General features: G+C 43.5%; 21 protein-coding genes, 3 tRNA genes and 1 pseudogene. 17 read left to right on the forward strand and 8 right to left on the reverse strand.

Features of this window, described 5'->3' with window-relative positions; genetic code table 11:
- Positions 1-37: 37 nt before the first annotated feature.
- The 10 genes and pseudogenes from CKO50_RS05945 (at position 38) to CKO50_RS05995 (ending at position 11,075) form a co-directional block, all read left to right on the forward strand.
- Positions 38-114, forward strand: a tRNA-Arg gene (locus CKO50_RS05945).
- Positions 115-138: 24 nt separating this feature from the next.
- A tRNA-His gene (locus tag CKO50_RS05950) sits at positions 139-214 on the forward strand.
- A 108-nt stretch (positions 215-322) separates the two neighbouring features.
- Positions 323-396: transfer RNA gene (locus CKO50_RS05960), tRNA-Pro, on the forward strand.
- 270 nt (positions 397-666) lie between these two features.
- Positions 667-1,971 (forward strand): trigger factor, encoded by a 1,305-nt coding sequence (gene tig, locus CKO50_RS05965; protein WP_095727422.1) that lies wholly within the window; start codon positions 667-669, stop codon positions 1,969-1,971.
- Between the two features lie 331 nt (positions 1,972-2,302).
- The gene (clpP, locus tag CKO50_RS05970) at positions 2,303-2,920 is read left to right on the forward strand and encodes an ATP-dependent Clp endopeptidase proteolytic subunit ClpP (protein ID WP_095727423.1); all 618 of its coding nucleotides are present in this window, start codon (positions 2,303-2,305) and stop codon (positions 2,918-2,920) included.
- Positions 2,921-3,042: 122 nt separating this feature from the next.
- On the forward strand, positions 3,043-4,326 hold the full coding sequence (gene clpX, locus CKO50_RS05975; RefSeq protein WP_095727424.1) for an ATP-dependent protease ATP-binding subunit ClpX: 1,284 nt from the start codon (positions 3,043-3,045) through the stop codon (positions 4,324-4,326).
- A gap of 273 nt (positions 4,327-4,599) precedes the next feature.
- Complete coding sequence (lon, locus tag CKO50_RS05980) at positions 4,600-6,957, forward strand: endopeptidase La (protein WP_095727425.1); 2,358 nt, start codon at positions 4,600-4,602, stop codon at positions 6,955-6,957.
- A 216-nt stretch (positions 6,958-7,173) separates the two neighbouring features.
- Positions 7,174-7,446, forward strand: coding sequence for a nucleoid-associated protein HU-beta (gene hupB / locus CKO50_RS05985; RefSeq protein ID WP_010371157.1), 273 nt, complete (start codon positions 7,174-7,176; stop codon positions 7,444-7,446).
- A 173-nt stretch (positions 7,447-7,619) separates the two neighbouring features.
- Positions 7,620-9,528, forward strand: a pseudogene (locus tag CKO50_RS05990) (SurA N-terminal domain-containing protein).
- A 239-nt stretch (positions 9,529-9,767) separates the two neighbouring features.
- Positions 9,768-11,075, forward strand: a complete 1,308-nt coding sequence (locus CKO50_RS05995; RefSeq protein WP_095727426.1) for a polysaccharide deacetylase family protein — start codon at positions 9,768-9,770, stop codon at positions 11,073-11,075.
- Between the two features lie 206 nt (positions 11,076-11,281).
- On the opposite strand, the gene CKO50_RS06000 is transcribed toward CKO50_RS05995, so the two are convergent.
- From CKO50_RS06000 to pspF, 8 genes are all read right to left on the reverse strand, one after another.
- The gene (locus CKO50_RS06000; RefSeq protein ID WP_095727427.1) at positions 11,282-12,406 is read right to left on the reverse strand and encodes a nuclear transport factor 2 family protein; all 1,125 of its coding nucleotides are present in this window, start codon (positions 12,404-12,406) and stop codon (positions 11,282-11,284) included.
- Between the two features lie 69 nt (positions 12,407-12,475).
- Positions 12,476-13,504: an AraC family transcriptional regulator gene (locus CKO50_RS06005; RefSeq protein WP_095727428.1), complete on the reverse strand. Its 1,029-nt coding sequence runs from the start codon at positions 13,502-13,504 to the stop codon at positions 12,476-12,478.
- 19 nt (positions 13,505-13,523) lie between these two features.
- Positions 13,524-14,285 carry an ATP-binding cassette domain-containing protein gene (locus tag CKO50_RS06010; protein ID WP_095727429.1) on the reverse strand — a complete coding sequence of 254 codons (762 nt, stop codon included), beginning with the start codon at positions 14,283-14,285 and terminating at the stop codon, positions 13,524-13,526.
- Complete coding sequence (locus tag CKO50_RS06015; protein ID WP_095727430.1) at positions 14,270-15,277, reverse strand: oligopeptide/dipeptide ABC transporter ATP-binding protein; 1,008 nt, start codon at positions 15,275-15,277, stop codon at positions 14,270-14,272. Before CKO50_RS06015 ends, CKO50_RS06010 begins: the two co-directional genes overlap by 16 nt.
- On the reverse strand, positions 15,277-16,170 hold the full coding sequence (locus CKO50_RS06020) for an ABC transporter permease subunit (protein WP_010371175.1): 894 nt from the start codon (positions 16,168-16,170) through the stop codon (positions 15,277-15,279). Before CKO50_RS06020 ends, CKO50_RS06015 begins: the two co-directional genes overlap by 1 nt.
- Positions 16,157-17,191, reverse strand: a complete 1,035-nt coding sequence (locus CKO50_RS06025) for an ABC transporter permease subunit (protein WP_045989989.1) — start codon at positions 17,189-17,191, stop codon at positions 16,157-16,159. Before CKO50_RS06025 ends, CKO50_RS06020 begins: the two co-directional genes overlap by 14 nt.
- A 1-nt stretch (position 17,192) precedes the next feature.
- Complete coding sequence (locus CKO50_RS06030) at positions 17,193-18,776, reverse strand: ABC transporter substrate-binding protein (protein WP_255229444.1); 1,584 nt, start codon at positions 18,774-18,776, stop codon at positions 17,193-17,195.
- Positions 18,777-18,802: 26 nt separating this feature from the next.
- Positions 18,803-19,894, reverse strand: a complete 1,092-nt coding sequence (gene pspF / locus CKO50_RS06035; protein ID WP_095727432.1) for a phage shock protein operon transcriptional activator — start codon at positions 19,892-19,894, stop codon at positions 18,803-18,805.
- Positions 19,895-20,077: 183 nt separating this feature from the next.
- Between pspF and pspA the strand changes: the two genes are divergently transcribed.
- The 7 genes from pspA (at position 20,078) to phhA (ending at position 26,347) form a co-directional block, all read left to right on the forward strand.
- Entirely contained in the window at positions 20,078-20,737 is a 660-nt protein-coding gene (gene pspA / locus CKO50_RS06040) for a phage shock protein PspA (RefSeq protein ID WP_010371188.1), read from the forward strand.
- Between the two features lie 77 nt (positions 20,738-20,814).
- Positions 20,815-21,048 carry an envelope stress response membrane protein PspB gene (gene pspB / locus CKO50_RS06045; protein WP_010371190.1) on the forward strand — a complete coding sequence of 78 codons (234 nt, stop codon included), beginning with the start codon at positions 20,815-20,817 and terminating at the stop codon, positions 21,046-21,048.
- Entirely contained in the window at positions 21,045-21,446 is a 402-nt protein-coding gene (gene pspC / locus CKO50_RS06050; protein WP_095727433.1) for an envelope stress response membrane protein PspC, read from the forward strand. Before pspB ends, pspC begins: the two co-directional genes overlap by 4 nt.
- Positions 21,447-21,493: 47 nt before the next feature.
- Positions 21,494-22,906, forward strand: a complete 1,413-nt coding sequence (locus CKO50_RS06055) for a YcjX family protein (RefSeq protein WP_095727434.1) — start codon at positions 21,494-21,496, stop codon at positions 22,904-22,906.
- Positions 22,903-23,925 (forward strand): TIGR01620 family protein, encoded by a 1,023-nt coding sequence (locus CKO50_RS06060; RefSeq protein WP_095727435.1) that lies wholly within the window; start codon positions 22,903-22,905, stop codon positions 23,923-23,925. Before CKO50_RS06055 ends, CKO50_RS06060 begins: the two co-directional genes overlap by 4 nt.
- A gap of 190 nt (positions 23,926-24,115) precedes the next feature.
- On the forward strand, positions 24,116-25,294 hold the full coding sequence (locus CKO50_RS06065; RefSeq protein WP_095727436.1) for a PLP-dependent aspartate aminotransferase family protein: 1,179 nt from the start codon (positions 24,116-24,118) through the stop codon (positions 25,292-25,294).
- A gap of 255 nt (positions 25,295-25,549) precedes the next feature.
- Positions 25,550-26,347 (forward strand): phenylalanine 4-monooxygenase, encoded by a 798-nt coding sequence (gene phhA, locus CKO50_RS06070; protein WP_095727437.1) that lies wholly within the window; start codon positions 25,550-25,552, stop codon positions 26,345-26,347.
- The last annotated feature ends 1 nt before the right edge of the window (position 26,348 follow it).

A 26,348-nucleotide genomic window follows, 5' to 3' on the forward strand; every position in this document is an offset into this window, starting at 1 on the left:
TAAAATAAGAAAGTAGCATGAAGATGTTTACGAGTTTGCGCCCTTAGCTCAGCTGGATAGAGCAACGCCCTTCTAAGGCGTCGGTCGAAGGTTCGAATCCTTCAGGGTGCGCCATCTTATTTTAATCCACATGTAGTGGCGGCTGTAGCTCAGTTGGTAGAGCCCTGGATTGTGATTCCGGTTGTCGTGGGTTCAAGTCCCATCAGTCGCCCCATCTACATGCCAATAATTAGTCGGCGATTAGCGCAGCTTGGTAGCGCACTTGGTTTGGGTCCAAGGGGTCGCAGGTTCAAATCCTGCATNNCTACAAAATATATATGTTCGGCGATTAGCGCAGCTTGGTAGCGCACTTGGTTTGGGTCCAAGGGGTCGCAGGTTCAAATCCTGCATCGNCTCTCTAGTATCTCAGTCATTTATTTCAAATTTACTAACTTTTAATCAATTAGCACCAATATGCCTAATTATTTAACCTGATTGCTCGACTCCGTCGTTGAATAGGTTATAATGCCGCGTCTATTAATTAACGTAGTGCCCGTAGGGCAGGCAACAAGCGTCACATGCAACGGAGAGTTTGGCAATTTAGCCGAAGGCCCATAAAAAGCATGATGGTTGTCTTGTTAGTAAGGAAGGCGCTTTGTCGCCCAAAAATGAAGATTGAGGTAAATCATGCAAGTTTCTGTTGAGACGACTCAAGGCCTTGAGCGCCGTCTGACCATCACCGTTCCTGCAGAGAACGTTGAGACTGAAGTTAAAAAACGCCTACAACAACTGTCAAGAACACAGCGTATCGATGGCTTCCGCCCTGGTAAAGTTCCAGTGTCAATCATCACTAAGCGTTACGGCGCGGCTGTACGTCAAGAAGTTGCTGGCGATCTGATGCAGCGTAACTATATCGAAGCAATCATTGCTGAGAAAATCAACCCAGCAGGCGCACCATCTTTTGCTCCTAAGTCACTAGAAGCTGGTAAAGATCTAGAATTCGATGCAACTTTTGAAGTATACCCAGAAGTTGAACTTAAAGATCTAGACAAAATCGCGGTTGAGAAGCCAGCAGTTTCTGTCACTGATGAAGACCTAGCGAACATGCTTGAAACGCTTCGTAAGCAACACGCTTCTTGGACTGAGAGTGATGCAGCAGCTGGCGAAAAAGACCGTGTAACGGTTGATTTCGTTGGTACAATCGACGGTGAAGAATTCGAAGGCGGTAAAGCTGAAGACTTCCCTCTAGAGCTTGGTCAAGGTCGTATGATCCCAGGTTTCGAAGACGGTATCGTTGGTAAAAAAGCAGGTGAAGAAGTTGTTTCTGACGTAACTTTCCCTGAAGATTACCACGCTGAAAACCTAAAAGGTAAAGCGGCTCAGTTCACTATCACCGTGAAGAAAGTTGAAGTTCAAGAGCTTCCTGAACTAACTGACGAGTTCGCAACTAAGTTTGGTGTTGCTGAAGGCGGCGTTGACGCACTTAAAGAAGAAGTTAAGAAGAACATGGAGCGTGAGCTAAACCAAGCGGTTAAAGCGAACGTGAAAGATCAAGCGATCAAAGGTCTTCTAGAAACTAACGAAGTTGAAGTGCCAAAAGCACTAATCGACCAAGAAATCGATGCACTTCGTCAACAAGCTGCACAACGTTTTGGCGGCAACGCTCAAAACATGCCTGAGCTTCCTGCTGAGCTATTCCACGAGCAAGCAGTAACTCGCGTGAAAACTGGCCTACTACTAGGTGAAGTGATCAAAGCAAACGATATCAAAGTTGATGAAGATAAAGTTGCTGAATTAATCGACACAGTTGCTTCTGCATACGAAGATCCAAGTGAAGTAGTGGCATACTATAAAGCAAACGATCAACTAATGCAGCAAATGCGCAACGTTGCGATGGAAGAGCTAGCAGTTGAAGCTGTACTTGCTGCTGCATCTGTTTCTGATGTTGAAAAGTCATTCGACGACATCATGAATCCACAGGCTGCTCAATAAGTCTTTGAAGAAATCATTGACTTACAGCTAAGCTGAAGTTTAAATGGCTCGAGTTACTCTAATAGAGAATTCGGGCCATTTTTGTTTTTAAGCCTTGATATTGAAGCGTTAAGTACTTATATCTTGAGGCATGGCTTATTTTATTAGCTATACTATTTTACGAGTCAGGTTTCGTTGAGTATTACTGCTACAGTTATATCTACTCGTTTCAATTCGCTCAAAAAAGTATTAGCCTAAACACCGATCACAGAATATTTTCATGGACCGCGCTAAGTCCATTAAAGTTGCTGAGAATAGGCAATAGATTCTGTGCTAATAAGGAATGAAAAACATGAATGATGGTATGATCGATCCAATCAATGCGTTAGTACCTATGGTCGTGGAGCAAACGGCTAAAGGCGAGCGTTCTTATGATATTTACTCACGACTGCTAAAAGACCGTATTATTTTCTTAACTGGTCAAGTCGAAGACCATATGGCCAATCTAATTGTGGCACAGATGCTGTTCTTGGAATCAGAAAGTCCTGATAAAGATATATTCTTGTATATCAACTCGCCTGGTGGTTCTGTGACTGCTGGAATGTCAATCTACGACACGATGAATTTTATCAAGCCAGACGTTAGTACGGTTTGTGTTGGTCAAGCTGCGAGTATGGGGGCATTTTTGCTATCTGGCGGTGCTAAAGGTAAACGCTATTGCTTACCGAACTCGCGTGTGATGATCCACCAACCTTTAGGTGGTTTCCAAGGCCAGGCTTCTGATTTTGAAATTCATGCCCGCGAAATCTTGGCGATCAAAGAGAAGTTGAATCGCTTAATGGCAGATCATACAGGTCAGCCTTATGAAGTGGTTGCGCGTGATACTGACCGTGATAACTTTATGACAGCAGATCAAGCGTTAGAATATGGCCTGATCGATGCAGTTCACTCTCGTCGAGAGCTTAAGTGATTATGAATTAGCCGATGAGTTGAATTCATCGGCTTCTACTGTGCCAAAGCCAAATTTCTTTGGTATAGTTAAAAGAAATACGATGTTATCTAGAGATAACAGCAATTGAATGAGGTAGCTGAATGTCAGACACTCCAACAGACGGCGATAAGAATAGCAAGCTACTCTACTGCTCATTTTGCGGTAAGAGCCAGCATGAAGTTCGTAAGTTAATTGCCGGTCCATCTGTCTATATATGTGACGAGTGCGTTGAACTTTGTAACGACATCATTAGGGAAGAAATCAAAGATATTGCGCCTAAGCATGACGCGTCTGATAAATTACCTGTGCCAAAAGAGATCAGAAATCACTTAGATGATTATGTGATAGGTCAAGACCACGCTAAAAAAGTCTTGTCTGTTGCGGTTTATAATCACTATAAACGCCTGCGTAACCAAGGCGGCAAAGGCGATGTAGAACTTGGCAAGAGTAATATTCTACTAATTGGTCCAACGGGTAGTGGTAAAACCCTTCTAGCGGAAACGCTTGCACGTTTACTTGACGTTCCATTCACAATGGCAGATGCAACGACATTAACCGAAGCCGGTTATGTGGGTGAAGATGTTGAAAACATCATTCAAAAGCTTCTGCAAAAATGTGATTACGACGTTGAGAAAGCACAGCGTGGTATCGTTTACATCGATGAAATCGACAAAATTTCAAGAAAATCTGACAATCCATCAATTACCCGTGATGTGTCAGGTGAAGGTGTACAACAAGCATTACTGAAACTGATTGAAGGTACGGTTGCATCTGTTCCACCACAAGGTGGTAGAAAGCACCCGCAACAAGAATTTTTACAAGTTGATACTTCTAAGATCTTGTTTATCTGTGGTGGTGCATTTGCAGGCCTGGATAAAGTCATTGAGCAGCGCAGTGCAAAAAATACTGGAATTGGGTTTGGTGCTGAAGTTAAATCTAAAGACTCTGAGCGCTCGTTAAGCGAAACGTTTAAAGACGTTGAGCCTGAAGATTTAGTTAAGTACGGCCTAATTCCTGAATTTATTGGTCGTTTGCCTGTAGTTGCGACTTTGACTGAACTGGACGAAGAAGCACTAATTGAAATCCTAAATGAGCCGAAAAATGCACTCACTAAGCAGTACGCGGCGCTATTTAAGATGGAAGGTGTTGACCTTGAATTTCGTGAAGATGCGCTACGAGCGATTGCTCATAAAGCGATGGAGCGTAAAACGGGTGCCCGTGGTCTGCGTTCGATTGTCGAAGGCGTATTGCTTGATACCATGTATGAGCTTCCTTCACTAGAAGAAGTGAGTAAAGTCGTCATTGATGAAACGGTGATCAAAGGCGAATCAGACCCTATTATGATTTACGAAAATAACGGTAAAGAAAAAGTGGCGTCTGAATAGCTCAGAATGAGATTGAAAAAAGGAGCCTAGCGCTCCTTTTTATTTCTTAGTCCACATCAGATAGAAACCAATATAGTCAAATTGCTATGAGACAAGTTTTAGGGTGAGTTTTTTATACATTCCACCACGATAAATTGAGTGTCAAAACTAAGCTTTTTATACGTTAAATTGATCTCTACTTGATGCGGATTACTATAAACTATTGAACTTTATCTGCGTTATCCCCATATAGCTCAGTATTCCCAAAATTAATTGAAGTGCGAAGAGAACATAATGACGCTTGAAAGAACGGATCGAGTAGAAATTCCAGTGCTAGCGCTACGCGATGTAGTGGTGTATCCGCATATGGTGATCCCGCTGTTTGTAGGCCGAGAAAAATCAATAAAATGCCTAGAAGCTGCGATGGACAATGACAAGCAAATCTTTTTAGTTGCGCAAAAAGACGCCTCAGTTGATGACCCAAGCACTGATGATGTCTATCAGACTGGTACCATTGCAACGGTACTACAGTTACTCAAACTACCTGATGGCACAGTGAAAGTGCTGGTTGAGGGTACTCAACGCGCAAAAATAGATGAGTTTCTAATTACAGACGAGTATTTCTTGGCGCAAGCTCAGTATATTCCATCTCAGGATGTGGATGAGCAAGAGCAGGATATATTAGTTCGCAGCGCAATTAGCCAGTTCGAAGGCTATGTGAAGCTAAATAAAAAGATCCCACCAGAGGTACTAACGTCAGTATCGGGTATCGATGAAGCTGCACGTTTAGCGGATACGATGGCTGCTCATATGCCAATTAAAGTACCTGAAAAACAAAAGGTGCTAGAAATTAACGATGTGACCGAGCGTCTTGAGTATTTGATGGCGTTGATGGAAGGCGAGATCGACTTACTTCAAGTAGAGAAAAAGATCCGCTCACGCGTTAAAAAGCAAATGGAGAAATCCCAACGTGAGTACTATCTGAATGAGCAAATGAAAGCTATTCAGAAAGAGCTTGGTGAGCTGGATGATGTACCTGACGAATTTGAAGCCCTGAAAAAGCGTATTAGCGAAGCGAATATGCCGCAAGAAGCTGAAGAAAAAGCACTTTCAGAGCTTAACAAACTAAAAATGATGTCACCTATGTCTGCGGAAGCGACGGTTGTGCGCTCGTACATTGAGACGATGATCAATGTGCCTTGGAAAAAGCGCTCAAAGGTGAAAAAAGACCTGGCTGGTGCACAAAAGATACTCGATGCCGATCACTATGGCCTTGAGAAGGTGAAAGATCGTATTATCGAATATCTAGCTGTACAGCAGCGCACCAATAAGCTTAAAGGTCCTATCTTATGCTTAGTCGGCCCTCCAGGCGTTGGTAAAACCAGTTTAGGTCAATCTATCGCGCGTTCTACTGGCCGTAAGTACGTACGTATGGCGCTCGGTGGTGTGCGCGACGAAGCTGAAATTCGCGGGCACAGACGAACTTATATTGGCTCAATGCCGGGTAAACTGATCCAAAGCATGTCGAAAGTTGGCGTAAAGAACCCACTTTTCTTGTTGGATGAGATCGATAAAATGTCATCGGATATGCGTGGCGATCCTGCATCGGCTCTACTAGAAGTGTTAGATCCAGAGCAAAATAGCAACTTTGCAGACCACTATTTAGAAGTGGACTACGATCTGTCAGATGTTATGTTTGTTGCGACTTCTAATAGCTTTAACATTCCAGGTCCATTATTAGACCGTATGGAAGTCATTCGTCTTTCTGGTTACACCGAGGATGAAAAGCTGAATATTGCCAAGCAGCACTTAATTCCAAAGCAAGTGAAACGCAATGGATTAAAAGAGTCTGAAATCAATATTGAAGACAGCGCGATCATTGGCATTATCCGCTACTACACGCGTGAAGCGGGTGTACGTAATTTAGAGCGCGAAGTATCTAAGTTGTGCCGAAAAGCAGTTAAGAACATCTTGCTAGATATAAATGTTAAGCAAGTTGTGATTAACCAAGAAAATCTTGAAGACTTCTTAGGTGTACAACGTCACGACTACGGCAAGGCGGAAGACGGCGATAGAGTTGGTCAAGTTACTGGTCTTGCATGGACGGAAGTCGGGGGTGACTTACTCACTATCGAATGTGCGGCAGTTCCAGGTAAAGGCAAACTTGCTTACACCGGCTCGCTGGGCGATGTGATGCAAGAGTCAATTCAGGCGGCAATGACGGTTGTGCGCAACCGTGCTGACAAACTACGCATAAATGACGATTTCTACGAGAAACGTGATATTCATGTCCACGTTCCAGAAGGTGCAACACCAAAAGACGGCCCGAGTGCCGGTATTGCGATGGTAACGGGCTTAGTATCAAGCCTCACTGGCAATCCCGTGCGTGCAGATGTCGCGATGACTGGTGAAATTACCTTGCGTGGTGAGGTTCTGCCTATCGGTGGTCTGAAAGAGAAATTATTGGCAGCACACCGTGGTGGAATTAAACGAGTTTTGATACCGAAAAAGAACGAGCGTGACTTAAAAGAAATTCCTGAGAATGTTCTTGAAGGGCTTGATATTCATGCAGTGTCATGGATTGATGAGGTATTATCACTGGCGTTAGCGCACCCAATAGACAGTTTTAGTGTGGAATCGCAAAAAAACTAAGAAAAAAGCCAAAAAATTGAATGAAAAGGCTTTTCAAATCTAAAAGGTGTGTTAAGTTAGGCACTGTATTCAAGCCTACTGGTTCGGAAGCCCCGTAATCACTAGGCTTGAGAAAGATTTTGAGAATTAGAGAGTCGCTGTGATGTCTCTAAATGAATAGCAAAAGTTATCAGTAAGAAGTAACTTTTGACAATAACTATGGAAGAGGATGATATTGTGAATAAATCTCAATTAATCGATCAAATCGCAGCTGATGCTGACATTTCTAAAGCGGCTGCTGGTCGTGCGCTAGATTCATTCATTGAGTCTGTAACGGGTGCACTAAAAGACGGTGACTCTGTTGCACTTGTAGGTTTTGGTACTTTCTCTGTGCGCGAGCGTGCTGCACGTTCTGGTCGTAACCCACAAACAGGTGAGACTATTCAAATCGCAGCTGCTAACATCCCATCTTTCAAAGCGGGTAAAGCGCTTAAAGACGCAGTAAACTAATTCAATTTGAATTAAGCGATGCAGAGTCATCGCGAACTGCTTCAAGATAAAAGGCGTATCTGCTAAGATACGCTTTTTTTATACCATCACTAGTATGATTGGTGTAATGCTTAACCCAAATCTAGCAAACACAAAGTGCTTTGGTGCTTTGACTTAGATAAGAGAAACAATAAATGCTTGAAAAGATCAGAGAAGGCTCGCAAGGCCCGGCGGCTAAAATCATATTAGGTTTAGTCATCTTATCTTTTGCGTTAGCAGGGATCGGTGGTTACCTAGGTCAAACCACAGAGCAGCCTGTCGCAGAAGTGAACGGAGTAAAGATTTCACAAACTAAGTTTTCTCGTGCTTACTCAAATGAACGTGCACGACTAGAGCAACAGTTTGGTGAATACTTTGCACAGATTGCAGCCGATCCTAATTATATGGCGCAAATTCGCCAAGGTGTTGTTGACCAATTAGTACAACAAGAATTACAAACCCAACTAGCTAAAGAGCTTGGTCTTCGTGTGAGCGATGAGCAGGTTAAAAAAGCGATTGTTGAAATGCCATATTTTCAAATTGGTGGAGAATTCAGTAACGACCGTTACCTACAAGTTATCCGTCAAATGAACTTCCAGCCAGATAGCTTCCGTGAATATCTTCGTGACGAGATGACTCGTGCGCAGTTAATCTCAGCGGTTGCAGGCACTGATTTTGTACTGAAAAATGAACTCCAGCAATCCATTGCGTTACAGCAACAGACTCGTGCTATCGACTATGCGGTATTAAGCAAAGAGTTGGTGAAAGATGAAGTGTCAGTGTCAGATGAAGAAGTGCAAAACTACTACGACTTGAATCAAACTCAGTTCCAAGCTCCAGAATTAGTGGCGATTAACTACATCGAGCTAAAAGCTGAAGATTTGGAGCCTGCAGAATCAGTGACTGAAGAAGCGTTAAAAACGTATTACGAAGAGCAAAAAAATCAATATCTTGAACCTGAAAGGCGCCGTGTGTCACACATTCTTGTTGATGCAAGCGAAGATGCTGAAGCCGCTAAACAAAAAGCAGATGAAATTTTGGCTGAATTGAATAACGGTGCTGATTTTGCCGTTGTTGCAGAAGAAAAATCTGACGACGTGGTGAGTGCTGAGCTTGGCGGTGACCTAGATTGGATTGAAAGAGACATGATGGATCCGGCGTTTGAAGATGCTGCATTTGCGCTTGCCGCGGTAGGTGATGTATCTGAAGTAGTTGAATCTGAGTTTGGTTTCCACATTATCAAGCTAACAGACATTCAGCGCCAACAGGCGCAATCTTTCGAAGACGTAAAAGACGACCTTCGTGCAGAGCTGGAAAAAGCAGCCAAAATTGATGCGTTTTATCAAAAGCAAACCCGTGTAGCAGAACTTGCTTTTGAAATGGCTGACTCGCTACAAGACGCTGCTGAAGCCGCTGGCGTTGAAATCAAATCAACTGAGCNTAAGCCGTAATGCGCTTCCTGAGCCACTGAACTCACCAGCGATAAGCAATACTATCTTCACGCCAGAGCTGCTAGAAGACCGCGTAAACTCAGAAGTGTTGGAAGTTGCACCTGAGCATATCGTGGTAGTTCGTGTTGCTGAGCATAAAGCGGCTACGACTAAGCCTCTTGAGGAAGTAAGCGCACAGATCAAAACGCAGTTGAGCAATGAAAAAGCGTCGATATTAATTGCGGAGAAAGCACAGTCGCTATTTGAGCAACTACAAGGTGGTTCTACTTTAGCTGAGATTGCTAAAGCACAAAATATCGAAGTGAAAAGCGTGACCGAGCTTAAGCGTCGTAGCTATGACGTGCCACCAGCTATTGCAGCTGAAGCATTTAAATTGCCTCAACCTGGTGTCGCAGAGACAGAATCTGCAATTGTGGAGCTTGGGAATGGCGATTCGGCATTTGTGGTACTGAAGTCAGTCACCACGCCTGAAGTTGATGGCAAGGTTGACCCACAGCAGAAGCAGTCAATCACCGCTTCTTACGCAAACAAAAACTATCTTGAGCTACTAGCAGCACTTGAAGCTAGGTCTGAAGTAAAAAGACCACAGTTACAGGTCACAGAGCAGCAATAATCGTTTTTAGATCGAAGAAAGGCGCCAACACGGCGCCTTTTTTGTATTTTTGGCCTCTCGTTATGGTGCTTTTTTGTTAAGTTAACTTAAGTTTGGTTTATTAAAAGGTGAGTTGAATGTTGGTATTTTAAGTGGTTAATTTAAAAATAATAAACTCTTCATTGTTCATATTGACAAGTATTGTTCCCCAACTTAACATGCTCTATTTTCGGAACGAAGTGTCTTAGAATAGGAATTTTATGAAATATAGATATAGCGCATGGATTGTAGCCCTATTGCTATCAATATCGGGATGTAACAGTGATAGTAAGACTGTTATAGAGTTACCTGTAGAGGGAGGTCAAGGAGATAATGCTTCAACTGACAATAATGGAACTAATACTGATAACTCCTCGGATACTGATAACTCAGATAAAGATAATTCCAATACCGACGATTCAAATTCAGATAATGCTAATTCTAATAATCCCACAAAAGAAACAAAAGAAGAGGTAATTAAGCGGATTCTGAGCGCACAAGGAGCAGAAAGCACTACCTCTCTTGCTTTAAAAGACTTTGAAGTTGCTGAATTTGGATGTGTAACCGCGGCAAACCTATCTGTAATTCAGGGATATTTTAATACAACACAAGATGAATTACAGTTGACGGCTCTCAAACATCGATTATGCAAAGTTGTTGAGCTTTTTGAATTAGATAGTAAATCTTTACTCACACCGAACAGACTGAAGGAAGTTGGGCTTCGGGGCTTATTTTTTGAAGATGGTAAACTGGATCAGTGGGCATATGACGAGCTGATTTTAACGATACCAGAGAGCCACTTTGAGTATGCCGCGCTCCAGGGGGCAATTGAGGACTTCCATCATAATCAAAGCTCTGTTTGGCCTAAACAGATTAATATTTCTTTTGACGATGGTGGCGCATTAAACTCTATCCATGATCACCTTGATCTATTTGATAAATATAACGCAACATTTACATATTATGTTAGCCATTACTCCACTATTGATCATTCAAAAGTGGCTGATATAGAAAACCGAGGTCACGAAATCGGTCATCATGGAGTAATACACCGTCATGCGAAGATTTACTCCGAAGAAAATGGTGTTCAGAAGTGGATTGCAGATGATATCACACCACAGCTTGACGCGATGAGAAAAGATGGTTTGACGGTAACATCTTATGCGTACCCATTCGGGGCTTATACCAAAGAAACTGATCGTGAAATCAAGAAATATTTTACTCATGTACGTAAGTTTGCTTCTTGGTCTTCTGTTATTTATAGAGGTGAACGCAGTGATAGACCGATCACAACGGGACTATCTATGGACTCTCATCGCTTTGATTTGGACAAGATCCAGAATGCGATTGATACCTTAAAAGGTGGTGAGACGCTATATTTAGCAACGCATGTCATTGGCAAAACTGGAAATGAGTGGTATATCACTCCAGAAAATCTTGAAAATGTATTGGCTTATGCAAGTGCGAAAGGTTTAAAGTTTTGTCATACCAGTGAGTGTATGAACTTTAAGGGTAACACGACTAATTAATCTGAACTGGGGATAATTAATGCCTTGCTAGCAGCCAGCTTTAGCAGGACGCGGAAGCGATGTTACCTCTAAAACTCTCTTGCTAGATAAGGGTGTAAATTAAGGTGAACTTTAAAAACAATAAGTTAGCTTACTCCTTATCCAAACCTAAGGTTAACGAAAAGGGTGATTTAATTGGGCGGTCAATATTATAGCCGCCCTGGTATTCAAAATAGAGTTAAAACGGTCCTTGCTACAGCCTGCGAAGACTGATAATTCTGCCCCGTCACTATGCGGCTATCTACCTTGATAAAAGGCGCATTCCGCTCTCCATATTCAAAACTCCCTCCAAGTTCTTCCACTTTAGGCTGAATTTGAAAAGGAAAATGCTTGAAGTAGGCTCTATCTGGATTCTCAAAAGCAGTAGGGTAACCGGTGATTTGCTTTCCTTTGATGAGATACTCGCCATTTTTCAAGCGTAAATTGACGATACCAGCTGTGCCATGGCATACGGCGGCAACAACACCTTGGTTTTGTTCATATATATGCATAGCTATATGTTGTAGAGTAGGGTTTTCCGCTACTTCATACATGGCATTGCTGCCGCCAACATAATAGATTGCCGCATATTGGCTAGGGTCGACTTCAGCTGGGCGCATTGTGTTGCTGAGCGCATACATATAGTCAGGTTGGTAAAGGTACTTCTTATGTTCACCGTTTGAAGTATTTATATAGCTCAGGTTTAGCGCGCCACCTTGTGTGCTGACAAAATCAACAATTAGTCCTGCTTGGGTAAATACGTCATAGGCACTGAGTAGCTCTTCGAAGCTCGTACCAGCTGGCAGCTGACTATCGCCGTGAAAGGCCTTGCTTGATGCGACAATGAGTACTCGGCGACCTAAGTTCGTTACTTGCTCGGAAGTTAGCGTGGTTTGCTGCGCCGATTTACTGATGATTTTCCATGTGCCAGCTATTTTCTTTAGGAGTAGGTGATCGATGTACTGCACGTTTGACTTCAATATATCAATACGGATTTTGGCCTGTGCAAGGTGATCATTCACGCTGATATATAGAATTTTGGCGAGCCTGCCAGTGTCTTTTTTCGAGCCTTTATACCAACTCAAATACTCCTTCAGCGGGACTTGCCACATCGCTTGGTCTGACTTTTCTAAAATAAGCATCGCATCGGGATGAAACGCTTTTCTTATCATTTCAGGCTGGTTATTCGCGGTGCCACTGATGTAGTGGTTTAATACAGCGGTAATTTTAGCGGTCTCACCCTCAAAAGCGACAGCGTTGCTGATTTGAAAAAATAGTAAAAATAACAATGGTACTAGTTTTGATAGAGTCATAAGTTTCTCCTGTTTTGACTCAGAAGAAACATAAACTTATTTAATTAAAGCAGTCACCTAGAGTATATTTTAGGAGTCTGAGAGTATGTTCTCGGAGTGCTTAAAGTGATTTGGAGAGTACCCCGTGAGCTTCTTAAATGCGGCAAAAAATGTGGATGCAGAATTAAAACCACACTCTAGTGCAAGGTGCTCCAACGGCATGTTGGTACTATTGAGCAAATGTTTCGCATATTCAACTCTCAAGCCATTGAGATATTGTTTAAAGTTACAATGATAGTGGCGATTTACTATTTGCGATAATTTGTTGTGGCTCGTGCCTAATCGTTTGGCTAATCGGGGTAGCGTTAAATCCGGCTCAGTAAATAGCTTGCTTTCTGACATTAGCGACTCAAGTTTGGCTATGAGCTGATTGTATTCATCGTCGCTTACGTGCGTATTGGCATATTTCTTTTCATTTGGAGTTGGTTTTCGTAGTAATTTGGGGGCGAAAAGGATGCTTAAATAGAGCACAAAGCTGAACGTGAGTGCTCCTGTGATGTAAGAAGTGAATGATGAAAAGAAATACGCGGCCCAAATGAGCCAGCAACCGCAGATCACAACCAAAGGTAGATGAAACTCAGCGTTGCCATTGGCGCTTTTGCCTGTCGCTAGACGATAAAAAGTATAAGAACTTATCAGTAAATAACCTAGCCAAAAATAGGATGTGCCTTTGTAACCCCACATTTGCCAAATTTCAGGGTGAAGCTGATAGGGCATAAGTATACCAAATCCAATAATAAAACCGCTTAATGCCAAAAAGTGTACTGTTAGATAACGATTTTTGGTTTTACTGTAGCTTGCAAGTACAAAATTGAGCAGGCAGGGACCAAGCAAAAAGTAGGCACTCAAACCTATTTGCAGAATCGTTTTATCCAGCTCTGGGTTAAAGTAAAAAAGGACTGATTTACCAATTCGAATACAGAGTAAAATGAGGAGCACCGACACCCAGTGCAGTGCCTTTACCTCCTGAAATTTTACTAGCAGTAGGGCGCTGAGAATAAAGCCGTTAAATACTCCAACAACTGAGAAGAAAAATAACAGATGGGCACTAAAATCCATTTCTCATTCCGTCGCGAAATTAAGCTGACAGCAGCTTCTGCATGGTTTTAGATTTTGGAGTATTGAACACACGTTCGGTTTCGCCATATTCGACGACTTTGCCGCGATTTAATACCAAAATTTCATCACTCATGTGACGAACCAAACTCAAATGATGTGTGATAAGCACGTAGGCAAGTCCCGTTGCTGCTTGTAATTCCAACAGCAGATTCACGGTCTGAGCGCGTACGGATGGGTCTAATGATGACAACGCTTCATCTAATACCAGTACTTTAGGGTCTAAAATAAGGGCTCTCGCTAAGGCAACTCGCTGTAATTGTCCGCCACTAAACATATGAGGATAGTAGTCTATGTGTTCGCCAAGTAGCCCGACGCGGCTGAGCGTGATGCGGATTTTCTTATAGCGCTGCTCTTCAGTGAGTTCCGTATTGTATTGCAGACAATCATCAAGTATGTCCCCAATGGTGAGACCCGGGTTGAGCGAGCGAGTTGGGTCTTGAAAGATAAGGCGAATAGTACGGCAGTCATGATTGCGAATACCTGCGTCTTCTACAATTTGGCCATTCAGTAATATTTGTCCAGAGTCGGCCATGTCGGCACCGGCAAGTACTTTGGCGAGCGTACTTTTGCCAGAGCCGGTCTCTCCTATGATTGCGAGGGTTTGTCCGGGAGCAAGCGCAAACGACACATCTCTGAGTACCTGCAACGAGCGGCGTCTGAATAGCCCTTGGCGAGACGTGTAGGACTTGTTTAAAGACTGTACTTTTAAGACGGGTTGCATTTTTGCTTCACCTTAATTAACGGAAAGTGGCAAGCGTAACTATGACCATGCGAGCGACTTTGCCTTGGCGTGACGACACATTCTTTTTGTGCCTGAGGACACCTAGGTCCCAAGCGGCATCCTATGGGTAAATGCTGTAATGGGGGAATAGTGCCTTTCAAGGCATAAAATGCTTCTTTATGGCCGAGCCCTTGACCAAAGTCAGGTAAACTCTTAACCAGCGCCTGGGTGTAGGGATGTAATGGCTGTTTAAAAATAGCCTGAGTAGGACCTGCTTCAACCATCTGTCCGCAGTAGAGCACATGCATTGCATGAGACCAGTCGGAGATCTCTTCCAGCTCATGTGAGATCATTAATATCGACATATTTTTAAGCTGGTTTAATGCCTTAAGCAATCGAAATACTTGCGCGCGGGCGGTGCTCTCAAGTGCAGTGGTTGGCTCATCGGCAATAAGTAGTTTAGGGCTTCTGGCGATGGCCATCGCAATCATGATTTTTTGGCACATCCCTTCGGAAAGCTCATGTGGGTAACTGCTGCAGATCTTTTTATCGTCTCGGATCCCAGCTTTGTGCAATAGCGCTCGGACCTTTTCTTTTCGCGCTTTTCTACGACCAAAAAAGCCACCTTTTAAGACGCTATCGGGAATAGATTCCGCGACTTGGTCGAAAATAGTAGCGGTTGGGTCAAGGCTTCGACTTGGCTCTTGGTAAATCATCGCAATGTCTTGGCTGACAAGCTTTCTGCGCTTTTCTGAAGATAAACGCATAAGGTCGACACCACGCCAGTGCATGCGGTCTGCGGTTACCGTCCAGCGCTGATTGAGTACTCCCACAATGGCTTTGGCGATTAGACTTTTACCAGAGCCTGACTCACCGACAAGCGCATGTACTTCGCCTTCTTTAAGGCTAAGGTTGACCTTATCAACTGCGCGAATAACGCCGTCTTCTGTATGCAGTTCAATGGTGAGGTTCTTAATGTCTAGCAATTGCATTAATCTGCCTTACGTTGTTTCAGCGCTTCTCGGAGCCCATCACCAACCAAGTTGGTGGATAGTACCGCCAAAAAGAGTAATACACCTGGGAGGCCTACAGTCCAAGGCGCGAGATAAATTAAACTTAAGTTTTCTTGTAGAATGGCACCCCATTCAGTAGATGGAGGCTGCGCACCGAGCTTTAAAAAACCAAGTGCCGCAATATCCAAAATAGCAGTCGACAGCGCCATGGTAAAAATCACCACGATATGCTCATAAATGTTAGGCAGTATGCCACGGACGAGCAGTTTCCAGCGTGTTGCACCATCAAGCTTAAAGGCGATGATATAGTCTTTACTCAGCTCAGTGACCACTAGGTTTCTAATCGAATGGATGTATTGTGGCAATAGCGCGAAGATAATCGCCCACACTGTATTCATCAAACCTGGCCCCAATATAGCAATGATGATAATGGCCAGCAGTAACGAAGGAATAGCGAGCGTAATATCCAATAAGTGATTAAGAAAGCTGGATTTTAAGCCTCGACTGGCGCCAGCAAGTGTACCAAGCACGACGCCGAGCGCTGTGGTAACCAAGGCCGCAATGATAGATAAACCAAAGGTGTAAGTTGCTCCGTTCATTAAGCGCGATAAGATGTCTCGCCCTAAATCATCTGTACCGAGTATAAAGCGCACATCGCCATCGTCATGCCAAGAAGGTGGTAGCAACAGTGCATCAGCATGCTGCTGGTTAACACCATAGGGCGCGATCAGCGGCGCTGTTAAAGCCAATACCGTCAGGGCAACAAACAGCCACAAACCCACTAGCGCAACGTGGTTTGAGCGGAATTTACGCCATAACCTAAATAAAGGTGAGCGATTAGACTCTTCGGTAAATAAGTTAAACTTTGCCATGAGCCTGATTCCTTGCGAGCGGATCGAGTATCGAGTGAATAAAATCAGACAACATGTTGGCAATGATAACAAAGAAAGACACCGCGAGTAGTCCCCCTTGGATAGCGGGGAAATCACGTTGATAGATGCTTTCAATTAACCATCGACCGATCCCAGGCCAAGAGAATATCACCTCAGTGATCATCGCAAGTGTGATGAGTGTACTAAATTGGAGACCAATTTGCTTTATCACTGGTAGCAGCGCATTTCTCAGCGCGTGATGGATGATAAGCTGGCTGCGATTAAGGCCTTTTGCTCTAGCTGTTTTAATATAGTTCTGGTCGAGGACTTCGAGCATAGAGTCGCGAGTAAAGCGGATCAAAACTGTCGTTGGGTACATAGCCAGCACAACGGTTGGCAGCGCTAAATGATGAAGTGCATCCCAAAATGCGGCACCACCATAGGGAAAACCTTCAAGGTAAATATCAATCAGAATAAAATGAGTAACGGGCTGTATTTCATAAAGTAAGCCAATTCTACCGGACATGGGGAAAAGCCCAAGGCCCAGACAAAATGCCATAATGAGCAGCAGGGCTAACCAAAAAACTGGAATGGAAAACCCCATCAAGCTTAATGAGTTAATGAGCTTATCTGGCCACTTTTTATGATAAGCGCTGGCTATTACTCCACTTGGTACACCAATCACGACAGCAACCGTTAAAGCATATAAACACAGCTCAAGCGTTGCTGGAAATAGATGTTTCACATGAGAAAGCACGGGCTGCCCCGACGACAAAGATAAACCCCAATCGCCTTCAAACATACGAGCCATAAACGCGCCATATTGCACAAAGATATTTTCTTCAATACGGTATTTTTCTACTAGCGCCTGCGTTTGAGCATAACTTGAGTTGACTTCGCCACTGAAGTTTGTGATCAACTCGCCTGGAAACAGGTAATTGAGGGCGAAAGTAAAAATCGTTAAGGTAAACAACATAAAGCAAAGCAAGCTCAGTCGTCGATAAGCATATTTTGCGAACATGTTAGTCTCTCCTTGCCTCAGCGAGCGAAATACCACCAAATGGACGTAGTGAGACGCCCTTGATATCAGAGCTAGTTGCTTGGAACCTTAGCCCGTGAGCAATTGGAACGAGAGGCAGTTGCTCAATTACCATTTTTTGTGCTTGCTGATAATAGTATTTTCTTTCTTCCATATCGTTGGTGTCTAACGCTTGAGTGAGCAATAAGTCAAACTCCGGATTACACCAGTTGGATGGGTTTTTACCGCTAAATGTCGCAGTGCAGCTCAATAACGGGCTGAAGAAATTATCTGGATCAGGTGTATCTGCTGCCCAGCCTAATAACACGCTATCATGCTCATGGCGGCCTACGCGTTCAATAAAGGTATTCCATTCGTACTCGACTATTCTGGCATTGACGCCAATATCACGTAAATCACGTTGAATAAGCTCTGCCATTTTCCGCGCGTTAGGATTGTAAATTCGCGACACCGGCATGGCCCATAAAGTCATGGAAAAACCACCCTCAAGACCCGCTTGTTTCAAATACTCTTTGGCTTTGTCAGGGTCATATGTTGGCATTTTTTGCTGCGCTTCAAATGCCCATGAAGAAGGGGGAAGCATCGAGCGGGCTAAAATTCCATTGTTGTAAAATACCGCTTGCATGATTTTTTCAAAATCTATGCTGTGCGCCAGCGCTTTGCGGACCAATGGATTATCAAATGGTGGCTTTTCGGTGTTGAATGCCCAGTAACCTATATTCAGATTTGCGGCCTTCTCAACTTCTATGTCTTTTCTTTGCTCAAGCACGGTGAGCTGGGTAGCACTGGGATGCGCCGTAATATCACATTCTTTAGTTAGCATTTTCGCGATGCGGCTAGTGCCATTGGTGGTGATGTCGTAGACCAATTGTTCCATGTATACTGGGTGTTTCCAGTAATGCTCATGGCGATAATATCGGATCAGGTTATCACGTAAAAATTCACGGTACTTATACGGACCGGTGCCTACGGGCTTTTGATCAAAATCTTGCTTATGTTCAAGCTGTATAAGCTGATCGGCATATTCTTTAGAAAGAATGACAGCGAAGTCTGTGGCGATATTGGATAAAAAGCTACTTTCCGCGTTGAACAGCTCAAAGCGAACGGTATGTTCATCCACTTTTTTTACTTGGCGGATCAGTTGGTCGAGTCCAATACTTTGAAAATAAGGATAATTTGCATCACCAACAAAGTGGTACGGATTGTAAACATCAAATAAACGGTTAAATGAGAATACCACATCATCGGCATTCATTTTTCTTGTTGGTGTGAAGTAGAGGGTATCGTGAAATTGGACATCATCCCTCAGGGTAAAAATGAAAGATTTACCGTCATCGCTGACCTGCCAAGACGTTGCCAACTCAGGTAAGAATTCGCCGCTTTCAGGATCAATACTGATCAAGGTGTCATAAAGCTGATTGGCAATAATATCAATCGTAGACCCTGTTGTGGTCACTTGTGGATTAAATGACACAGGGTTCGCTTCTGCACAATATACTAAGCCTTGTGACTTATCATTCACTTTATTTGGCGCCTGATCTGTACAGCCAAATAAAGCGGTACACAGCACACCAAAAAACAATTTACGCACCACTATGCCTCTTGTTTTTGGTTTTGGTCCAGTAGGTTGTATTTTTTCAAATAACCTCTCAGTTGATGATACGTCAAACCAAGGTTTTGTGCAGTTTTCTTTTGATTAAATTGACTAAATTCAAGCGCTTTTTGCAGCATTGTGATTTCATAGCCGTTGGAAAGCGATTTTAAATCACAAGGGAAGTCGAACTCGAGGGCTGGATCTGCCTGTTGTTCATTACTCGGTTGCGCCGCAGGCAACGGCTCAACTTTATGAGTGGCTACAGTTGTTGGCTGGGCATTTGGTGCTTTGATCCGTTGGCTCGGCCTAAATGGGCTAGCAAAGGGGTCAAACACAATATCATGAACCGGAATTTGGTCGTTGCCATGGCGATATAAACTACGTTCAACTACATTTTTGAGCTCACGAATATTACCGGGCCACGGGTAATCAAGCAGCTTTTCGATGGCTTTGCGGGTAAAGCCGCTAAATAACTCCCATCCTAAATCCCGAGCCATATTTATCGCAAAATGTTCGGCCAATAATAAGATGTCTTCTTTTCTCGCTCTTAAAGGCGGTAAAGTGATGACGTCAAATGCGAGGCGGTCCAATAAGTCGTGTCTGAACTCTCCAGCATCGGCAAGAGTGGGGAGATCTTCATTGGTAGCGCATACCAGTCGAGTATCTACTTTTATGGTTTGCTTGCCGCCAACTCGCTCGAACTCACCGTATTCAATTACACGCAAGAGCTTTTCTTGCACCATTGCAGAGGTATTAGCTAACTCATCCAAAAACAGTGTGCCACTGTTAGCGCGTTCAAATCGACCTTCATGGCGCTTGCTCGCACCGGTAAAGGCACCGCTCTCGTGACCAAATAACTCACTCTCTAAGAGGTTTTCGTTTAGGGCTGCGCAGTTCAGTTTGACGTATTCTTGATCCCAGCGCTCTGAGAGATAATGCAAGCGCGCCGCAATTAATTCTTTACCTGTGCCACGCTCGCCAATAATAAGCACGGGCTTTTCTAAAGGAGCGAGCTGTGAAACCTTGTCTAGCACAGCTAAAAAGCTGTCAGATTGGCCTAATAAATTATCCTGTTGGCGAAAACGGCTCATATTGCCTAACTCTTAGTGGTTTTTACTAATAACTAGTGTATTTCAAAAAAAGGGATAACTAAAGGCTTTTTAAAAATAAAATAACCTTATGATTTTATTGTGTTTTTAAATTTGTTAAAGTTGGCAAGCTATTTGATACATAGACAGTAAGCAATTTAGCTATTAACCAAAGAGGTAACCACTATGGGAATTTTTTCTCGTTTTGCAGACATAGTGAATTCTAATATCAATGCTATTTTGGATAAAGCCGAAGATCCAGAAAAAATGGTTCGCCTAATTATCCAAGAAATGGAAGATACACTAGTCGAAGTAAGATCGACCTCAGCAAAAACACTCGCTGAGAAAAAGGAGTTAACACGCCGTCTAGATCAGCTAAAAGCACAGGTAGATGATTGGCAAACCAAAGCAGAGCTTGCACTAAGTAAAGAACGTGAAGATTTAGCACGTGCTGCTTTACTTGAAAAGCAAAAGTCTGCGGAGGATGTTGCAGCCCTTGAAAAAGAGCTAGAGCATGTAGACACGCACATTGAAAAGCTGCAGCAAGAAGTCAGTACATTACAAGATAAATTGGCCGACGCAAAAGCGCGCCAAAAAGCGATTGTTCTGCGCCAGCGTTCAGCTGAATCTCGTTTAGAGGTGAAAAAGGCACTAGACAGCAGTAAAGTAGATGATGCCCTAAATCGCTTTGAACGTTATGAGAGCAAAATCGATGGCCTAGAGTCGCAAATCGAATCTTACGATTTAGGTAAGAAATCTTTAGCGGATGAGATTGCTGATCTGCAAAAGAACGAAAAGATTGACGATGAGCTTGAACAGCTGAAAAAGAAAATGGCTGAAAAGTGAAAATAGTCGCACCTACTGTCAGGGTAGGTGCTAACCATCTACAATAATAACAGCCAGGTTGAAGGCAGGAGAAGATTATGTTTGACGCAGAAGTTTTAATGGCTCCGTTGATTATTTTTATGGTCATCGTGGCACCACTTTGGTTGATTTTGCACTACCGTAGCAAAAAGCAGGTAAGCCAAGGGTTAAGTGAACACGAGCATCGTCAGCTTATCGAATTAGCCAGCAAGGCAGAAAAAATGGCAGATCGTGTTGAAACGTTAGAAGCTTTACTTGACCAAGAGTCACCACAATGGAGACGCAAGTTATGAGTAGACTAAAGCGAGAGCTATATCGTGACCCAAGTCGCGGCAAGATAGCTGGGGTATGCGCAGGTCTTAGCGATTACTTCAACATGGAGTTATGGCTTGTTAGGATCTTATTCATCACAGCCGTGCTATTATCAGGTGGTCCATTATTTATCGTGGTGTATGTGGCATGCTGGTTTATTTTAGATAAACGTGAAGTGACGCCAAACCGTTCGTCTGATGCGAAAGATGAAGATAAAGTATCGGTGAAGTTTAAGGTGTGGCAAAAAGGCGAGCCGCCAAGACAGGCACTTTACGACCTAAAGGACAGATTATCACGACTTGATGGTCGCATTCAGAACATGGAACGCTATGTAACTTCCCCTGAATTTACAGTTAGCAGAGAAATCGACAAGCTATAGGCGGTATAGGCCGCCTTGGCATTTTCTTAAGGGGCACTTTTCTATTTATGACTACGTCACGCTTTCGAACCCCATCTTCCTTAGATAAGTTAAAACAACAAGCCAAAAAAACGCTCCACCGCTCTTTTGATAAGCATATAAAGCTTGCCGTAACCGGGTTTAGTGGCAGCGGAAAAACCGCATTTATTACGGCGCTTATCAAGCATCTGACTACCCAAACGAGCACCGACAACTTACCGTTTTTAGATGTCGTGAGTGAAGGTCGTCTTGTTGCGTGTCGTCCTGAGCCGCAGAAGGCACTGGCGGTACCAACTTTTGACTATCAGCAAGCGATAACTTGTTTGTTGGAAGAGCCGCCAACATGGCCTGCGTCCACCAAACGTATCAACACCTTAACACTGGCGTTTAGGTATCATAGTGAACGTGGACTCAAACAGCACTTAGCGCAAACCCATACACTATACCTTGAACTATACGATTACCCAGGTGAATGGTTAATGGACTTGCCGCTACTTAAAATGACTTTTCCCGAGTGGTGTGAGCAGCAATTTGCATTATTAAATAAGCCTAAATATCAGCCATTTGCACAAACGTTTTTACAGCTACTCGAGCAGTTTGATGGGACTGAAGTGGTGGATGAAAGTAAGCTGAAAACGCTTGCACAAAGTTACCATGCGCTTTTAGCGCAGTTGCAGCGGGACACTCGTTTATCTAACTTGCAACCCGGTCGAGCGTTGATCCCGGGTGACCTCGAGGGAGCGCCAATACTGCTGTTTTTCCCGGTACAAATTCACCCAAACGACATTAGCGAGCATTCACAATATCAACAGCTTGTGGAGCGTTTTGAAGCCTACAAAAAGCAAGTCGTCGCACCTTTTTACAAAGATTACTTTTGTCAGTTTGACCGCCAAGTCGTGTTAGTTGACTTATTGGGTAGCTTAAGTGATGGCTATGACACATTGAAAGAGCAAGAAGTTGCGTTAAAGCAGATCCTCGCCATGTTTTCTCATGGTAAAAGTGGCTTTTTGTCTCGTTTATTTAACCCAAAAATAGATAAGGTGCTATTTGCCGCCAACAAATGTGATGGCGTCTTGAACGAGCAGCAGACCAATTTGACAAGGTTGTTAAATGAAATGCTGGTGGACAGTGCCAATGAGCTTCGCTTCAACGGGGTAACCGTGGATACGATGTCTCTTTCTTCGGTGAGAAGTGTTGAGTCAAGGGCGGTGAAAGAGGGGACGCAACATGTGCAATGTATTTACGGCAAGCCAGTCGGCGAGCAGCAGTTTATTAATTATGTGCCACCAACTCCGCCTGATCACGTTCCAAAAGCGCAGGCTTGGCCTCAAAATGGGTTTGAGTTTTTAGCGTTTGAGCCGCTACCCGCGAGGCAAGGAAACTTATCGCATATCAGGCTTGATCATGCTTTGCAGTTCTTAATTGGAGATAAATTAAGATGACAGATCAGACAAAATCTTACCAAGGTTCGGGTAGGCGCTTAAACATCGACACAGAAAGCCAAGATGAATCTCAACTGGGTGGAGAAGGTAAAGTTCTCGGCAATGAGCTGATTGTGAGCGAGAACCTTGATACAGTGCCTGAACCCGAGTTACCGAAAATTGAACGTATCTACGAATCGCCTTGGCGATTTGGGTTTAAGCAGTGCTTTTTGCTTGCGCTATTAATACTTATCATTGTGGAAGCAGCACTGACCTTGATAGAGAGCTATGAGCAAAATATTCTGCTGTTTAGTCTATACACCACCGTGTTGTCTCTTGGTTTACTTGCGCTATTTAAGTTCTTATTTTCGGAAGTCATCGCACTTAGCAAGCTAAAACAACATCAGCAAATTAAGCATGATGCCCAGCGCTTATTACAAAGTGACCAAATTGGCGAGGCGCGAGCTTGGCTTGGGCCACTATTAAAAGCGCATCCAGAGCAAAAGGTTGCCGCATTTGAAGAGGCGTTACAGCCTCACCACACAGACAAAGAAGTCATCACTTTATATGAAAAAACTTTGCTCCGAGGCCAAGATGCTGAAGCTAAAAAGCTAATTCAGGAGCATGCAACAACATCGGCGCTCTTAGTTGCTTTAAGTCCACTTGCACTTGTGGATATGCTGGCGGTGCTGTGGCGCGGAGTCGTGCTGGTGGAAAAGATCAGCAAACATTATGGTATTCGATTAGCGTATCGCAGCCGCATCACCTTGTACAAAATGTTGTTGAAGCAAATGGTGTTTGTTGGCGCAAGTGAATTGGTAAGCGACCTTGCTGCGACCAGTGTGGGGGCTGAATTACTTGGCAAGCTTTCTACCCGTTCAGCACAGGGCTTGAGTGCTGGGATATTCACAGCTCGTTTGGGCTATAAGGCGATGGAACTTTGTCGACCATTACCACGCTTGGAGCACAAACAAAGCTTTTTGAAAAGTGCGATTAGCTCAGTCGTTGATGTGCTACTAAGGCGTAGCAAAAAAGATTAAACGGCAACAATTTTATACACCTCTTTAAGTAAAACTGGCTAGTCACAATAAGTGAACTAGCCGTCTCCCCATCTGGCATGCTTGTCTATTTTTCTAAACTACCCTACATATTGGTTATTACACAAAAACGACGCTAATCAATTCACTACCATGTTTATTTGGTTGGCAATAATAAAATCAGCAGGCAAGTATGAAAAAATTAAGAGATGACAGTCAGTGTATTCACGGACCCAATCATTTTGACGACCCACATGGGGCGTTAACCGCTCCTTTGTATCAAACCTCAACATTCCACTTTAAAGACGCAGCGCAAGGAGCCGCACGGTTCGCTGGTGAAGAGCCCGGTTATATCTATACTCGCTTAGGCAACCCTACGACGCGAGAGCTAGAGGAAAAAGTAGCTCGACTCGAGGGAATGGAAGATGCTGCGGCGACCGCCACTGGTATGGGTGCCGTTTCTGCATCGGTGCTGAGCTTTTTGCAGCAAGGCGATCATATGATTGCATCAAGCGCATTGTATGGTTGTAGTTTCGCACTATTTGCGCATATGTTGCCTAAATTCGGTATTGAGGTGTCATTCGTTGACTTAACCGATGAGCAAGCGTTACGTGACGCGGTACAGGAAAATACAAAACTATTGTTTGCCGAAACGCCGATCAACCCCAACATGACGGTATTAGATCTGAAAATGTTAGGGGAGATCGCTAAACAGCACGAGCTCTTGTTTGTCGTTGACAATACCTTTATGACACCGCTTTTACAAAAGCCTGTTAATTATGGTGCTGATCTTATTGTGCACAGCGCAACCAAGTACCTAAATGGTCATGGGGATGTGGTAGCTGGGCTCGTGTGCGGTTCAAAAGAGCACATAGAACTTATCAAATTAACCGTGTTAAAAGACATTGGCGCTACAATCAGTCCGCATGATGCTTGGTTAATCAATCGAGGATTGAAAACCTTAGCTTTGCGTGTACAACGCCACTGTCAGAGCGCACAAACTGTAGCAGAGGTCCTACAAGCACACCCTAAAGTGAACAAAGTCTACTACCCTGGTTTACCTTCGCATCCTGGTTACCAATTTCTTGGTGAACAAATGAAAGGAGCTGGTGGGGTAATTGCTTTTGAAATCAATGGCTCGCTAGAACAGGGTGAACAATTTATCAATGCGACAGAGCTGTGTACGTTAGCGGTAAGCCTAGGTGATCCGGAAACGCTCATTCAACATCCAGCATCAATGACACACTCTCCTTATACACAAGAGGAAAGGTTAGCTGCGGGAATTTCTGATGGACTAATTCGGATTTCAGTGGGGCTTGAAGACGTAGAAGACATTATTGACGATCTTAAGCAGGCGTTTGATAAAATATAGCTGTAAGTTAATTTTTACAAAGGGGTTGGGTGTAGCCCCTTTTTATTATGTGTGTAATTTTAGTTTTACATGTATGTATTTTATAGTTTACGAAAGTGCTTATTGTGCGAAATGTGATAAATGTGCTCACTATTAAACTTTCCTTCACTTTTACTTAGTATCAAAGTCACAAGTTGAAGCGCTCCGAACCATCAACAGGACGGCAATTGAAATTGCAAGATCATAAACTCGGGGTGAAGTAAGTGAGAATGTAAAATGGCTAAAGCAAGTAAATATGTATCTAAGCAGCCAGATGAAAATGGCGTTATTGCTTGGACAGATGAAGAGAATCAAATTTGGTCAGAGTTAGTTGCACGTCAGCTAGCGTGTATCGAAGGCAAAGCCTGTGATGAATATTTGGCGGGCCTTGAGAAAATTAACTTACCAAAAGACCGCATTCCACAACTAAGTGAGTTAAACGAAGCACTAGCGAAAGAAACGGGTTGGCAGGTAGCACCAGTGCCGGCACTGATTGATTTTGATGAGTTCTTTCGATTACTTGCCAACAAACAGTTTCCTGTAGCGACCTTTATTCGCTCCAGAGAAGAATTTGATTACTTGCAAGAACCAGATATCTTCCATGAGATTTTTGGCCACTGTGCAATGCTAACAAATCCAGCATTCGCCGAGTTTACACACAAGTATGGTCAGCTAGGCTATGCCGCTGAGAAGAAAGATCGCGTCTACCTTGCACGTTTATACTGGTTTACCGTCGAATTCGGTTTGATGCAAACCGAGCAAGGTCTACGTATCTATGGTGGCGGTGTGCTATCAAGCCCCGGTGAGACTCAATATGTTTACTCCGACAAACCAGAAATTAATCCGCTTAAAGTGTTAGATGTGTTACGTACACCTTATCGCATCGACATTATGCAACCTGTTTACTATACAATTAACTCAATCAACGACTTATTTGAGATCTCTAAAATGGATATCATGTCGCTGGTTGAACAAGCAAAAGAGCTAGGGTTATTTGAACCTAAGTTTCCGCCAAAAGAAAAACTAGCAAGTTAAG

The organism is Pseudoalteromonas sp. HM-SA03 (genome assembly GCF_002289345.1).
In the GTDB taxonomy this organism is placed as follows: domain Bacteria; phylum Pseudomonadota; class Gammaproteobacteria; order Enterobacterales; family Alteromonadaceae; genus Pseudoalteromonas.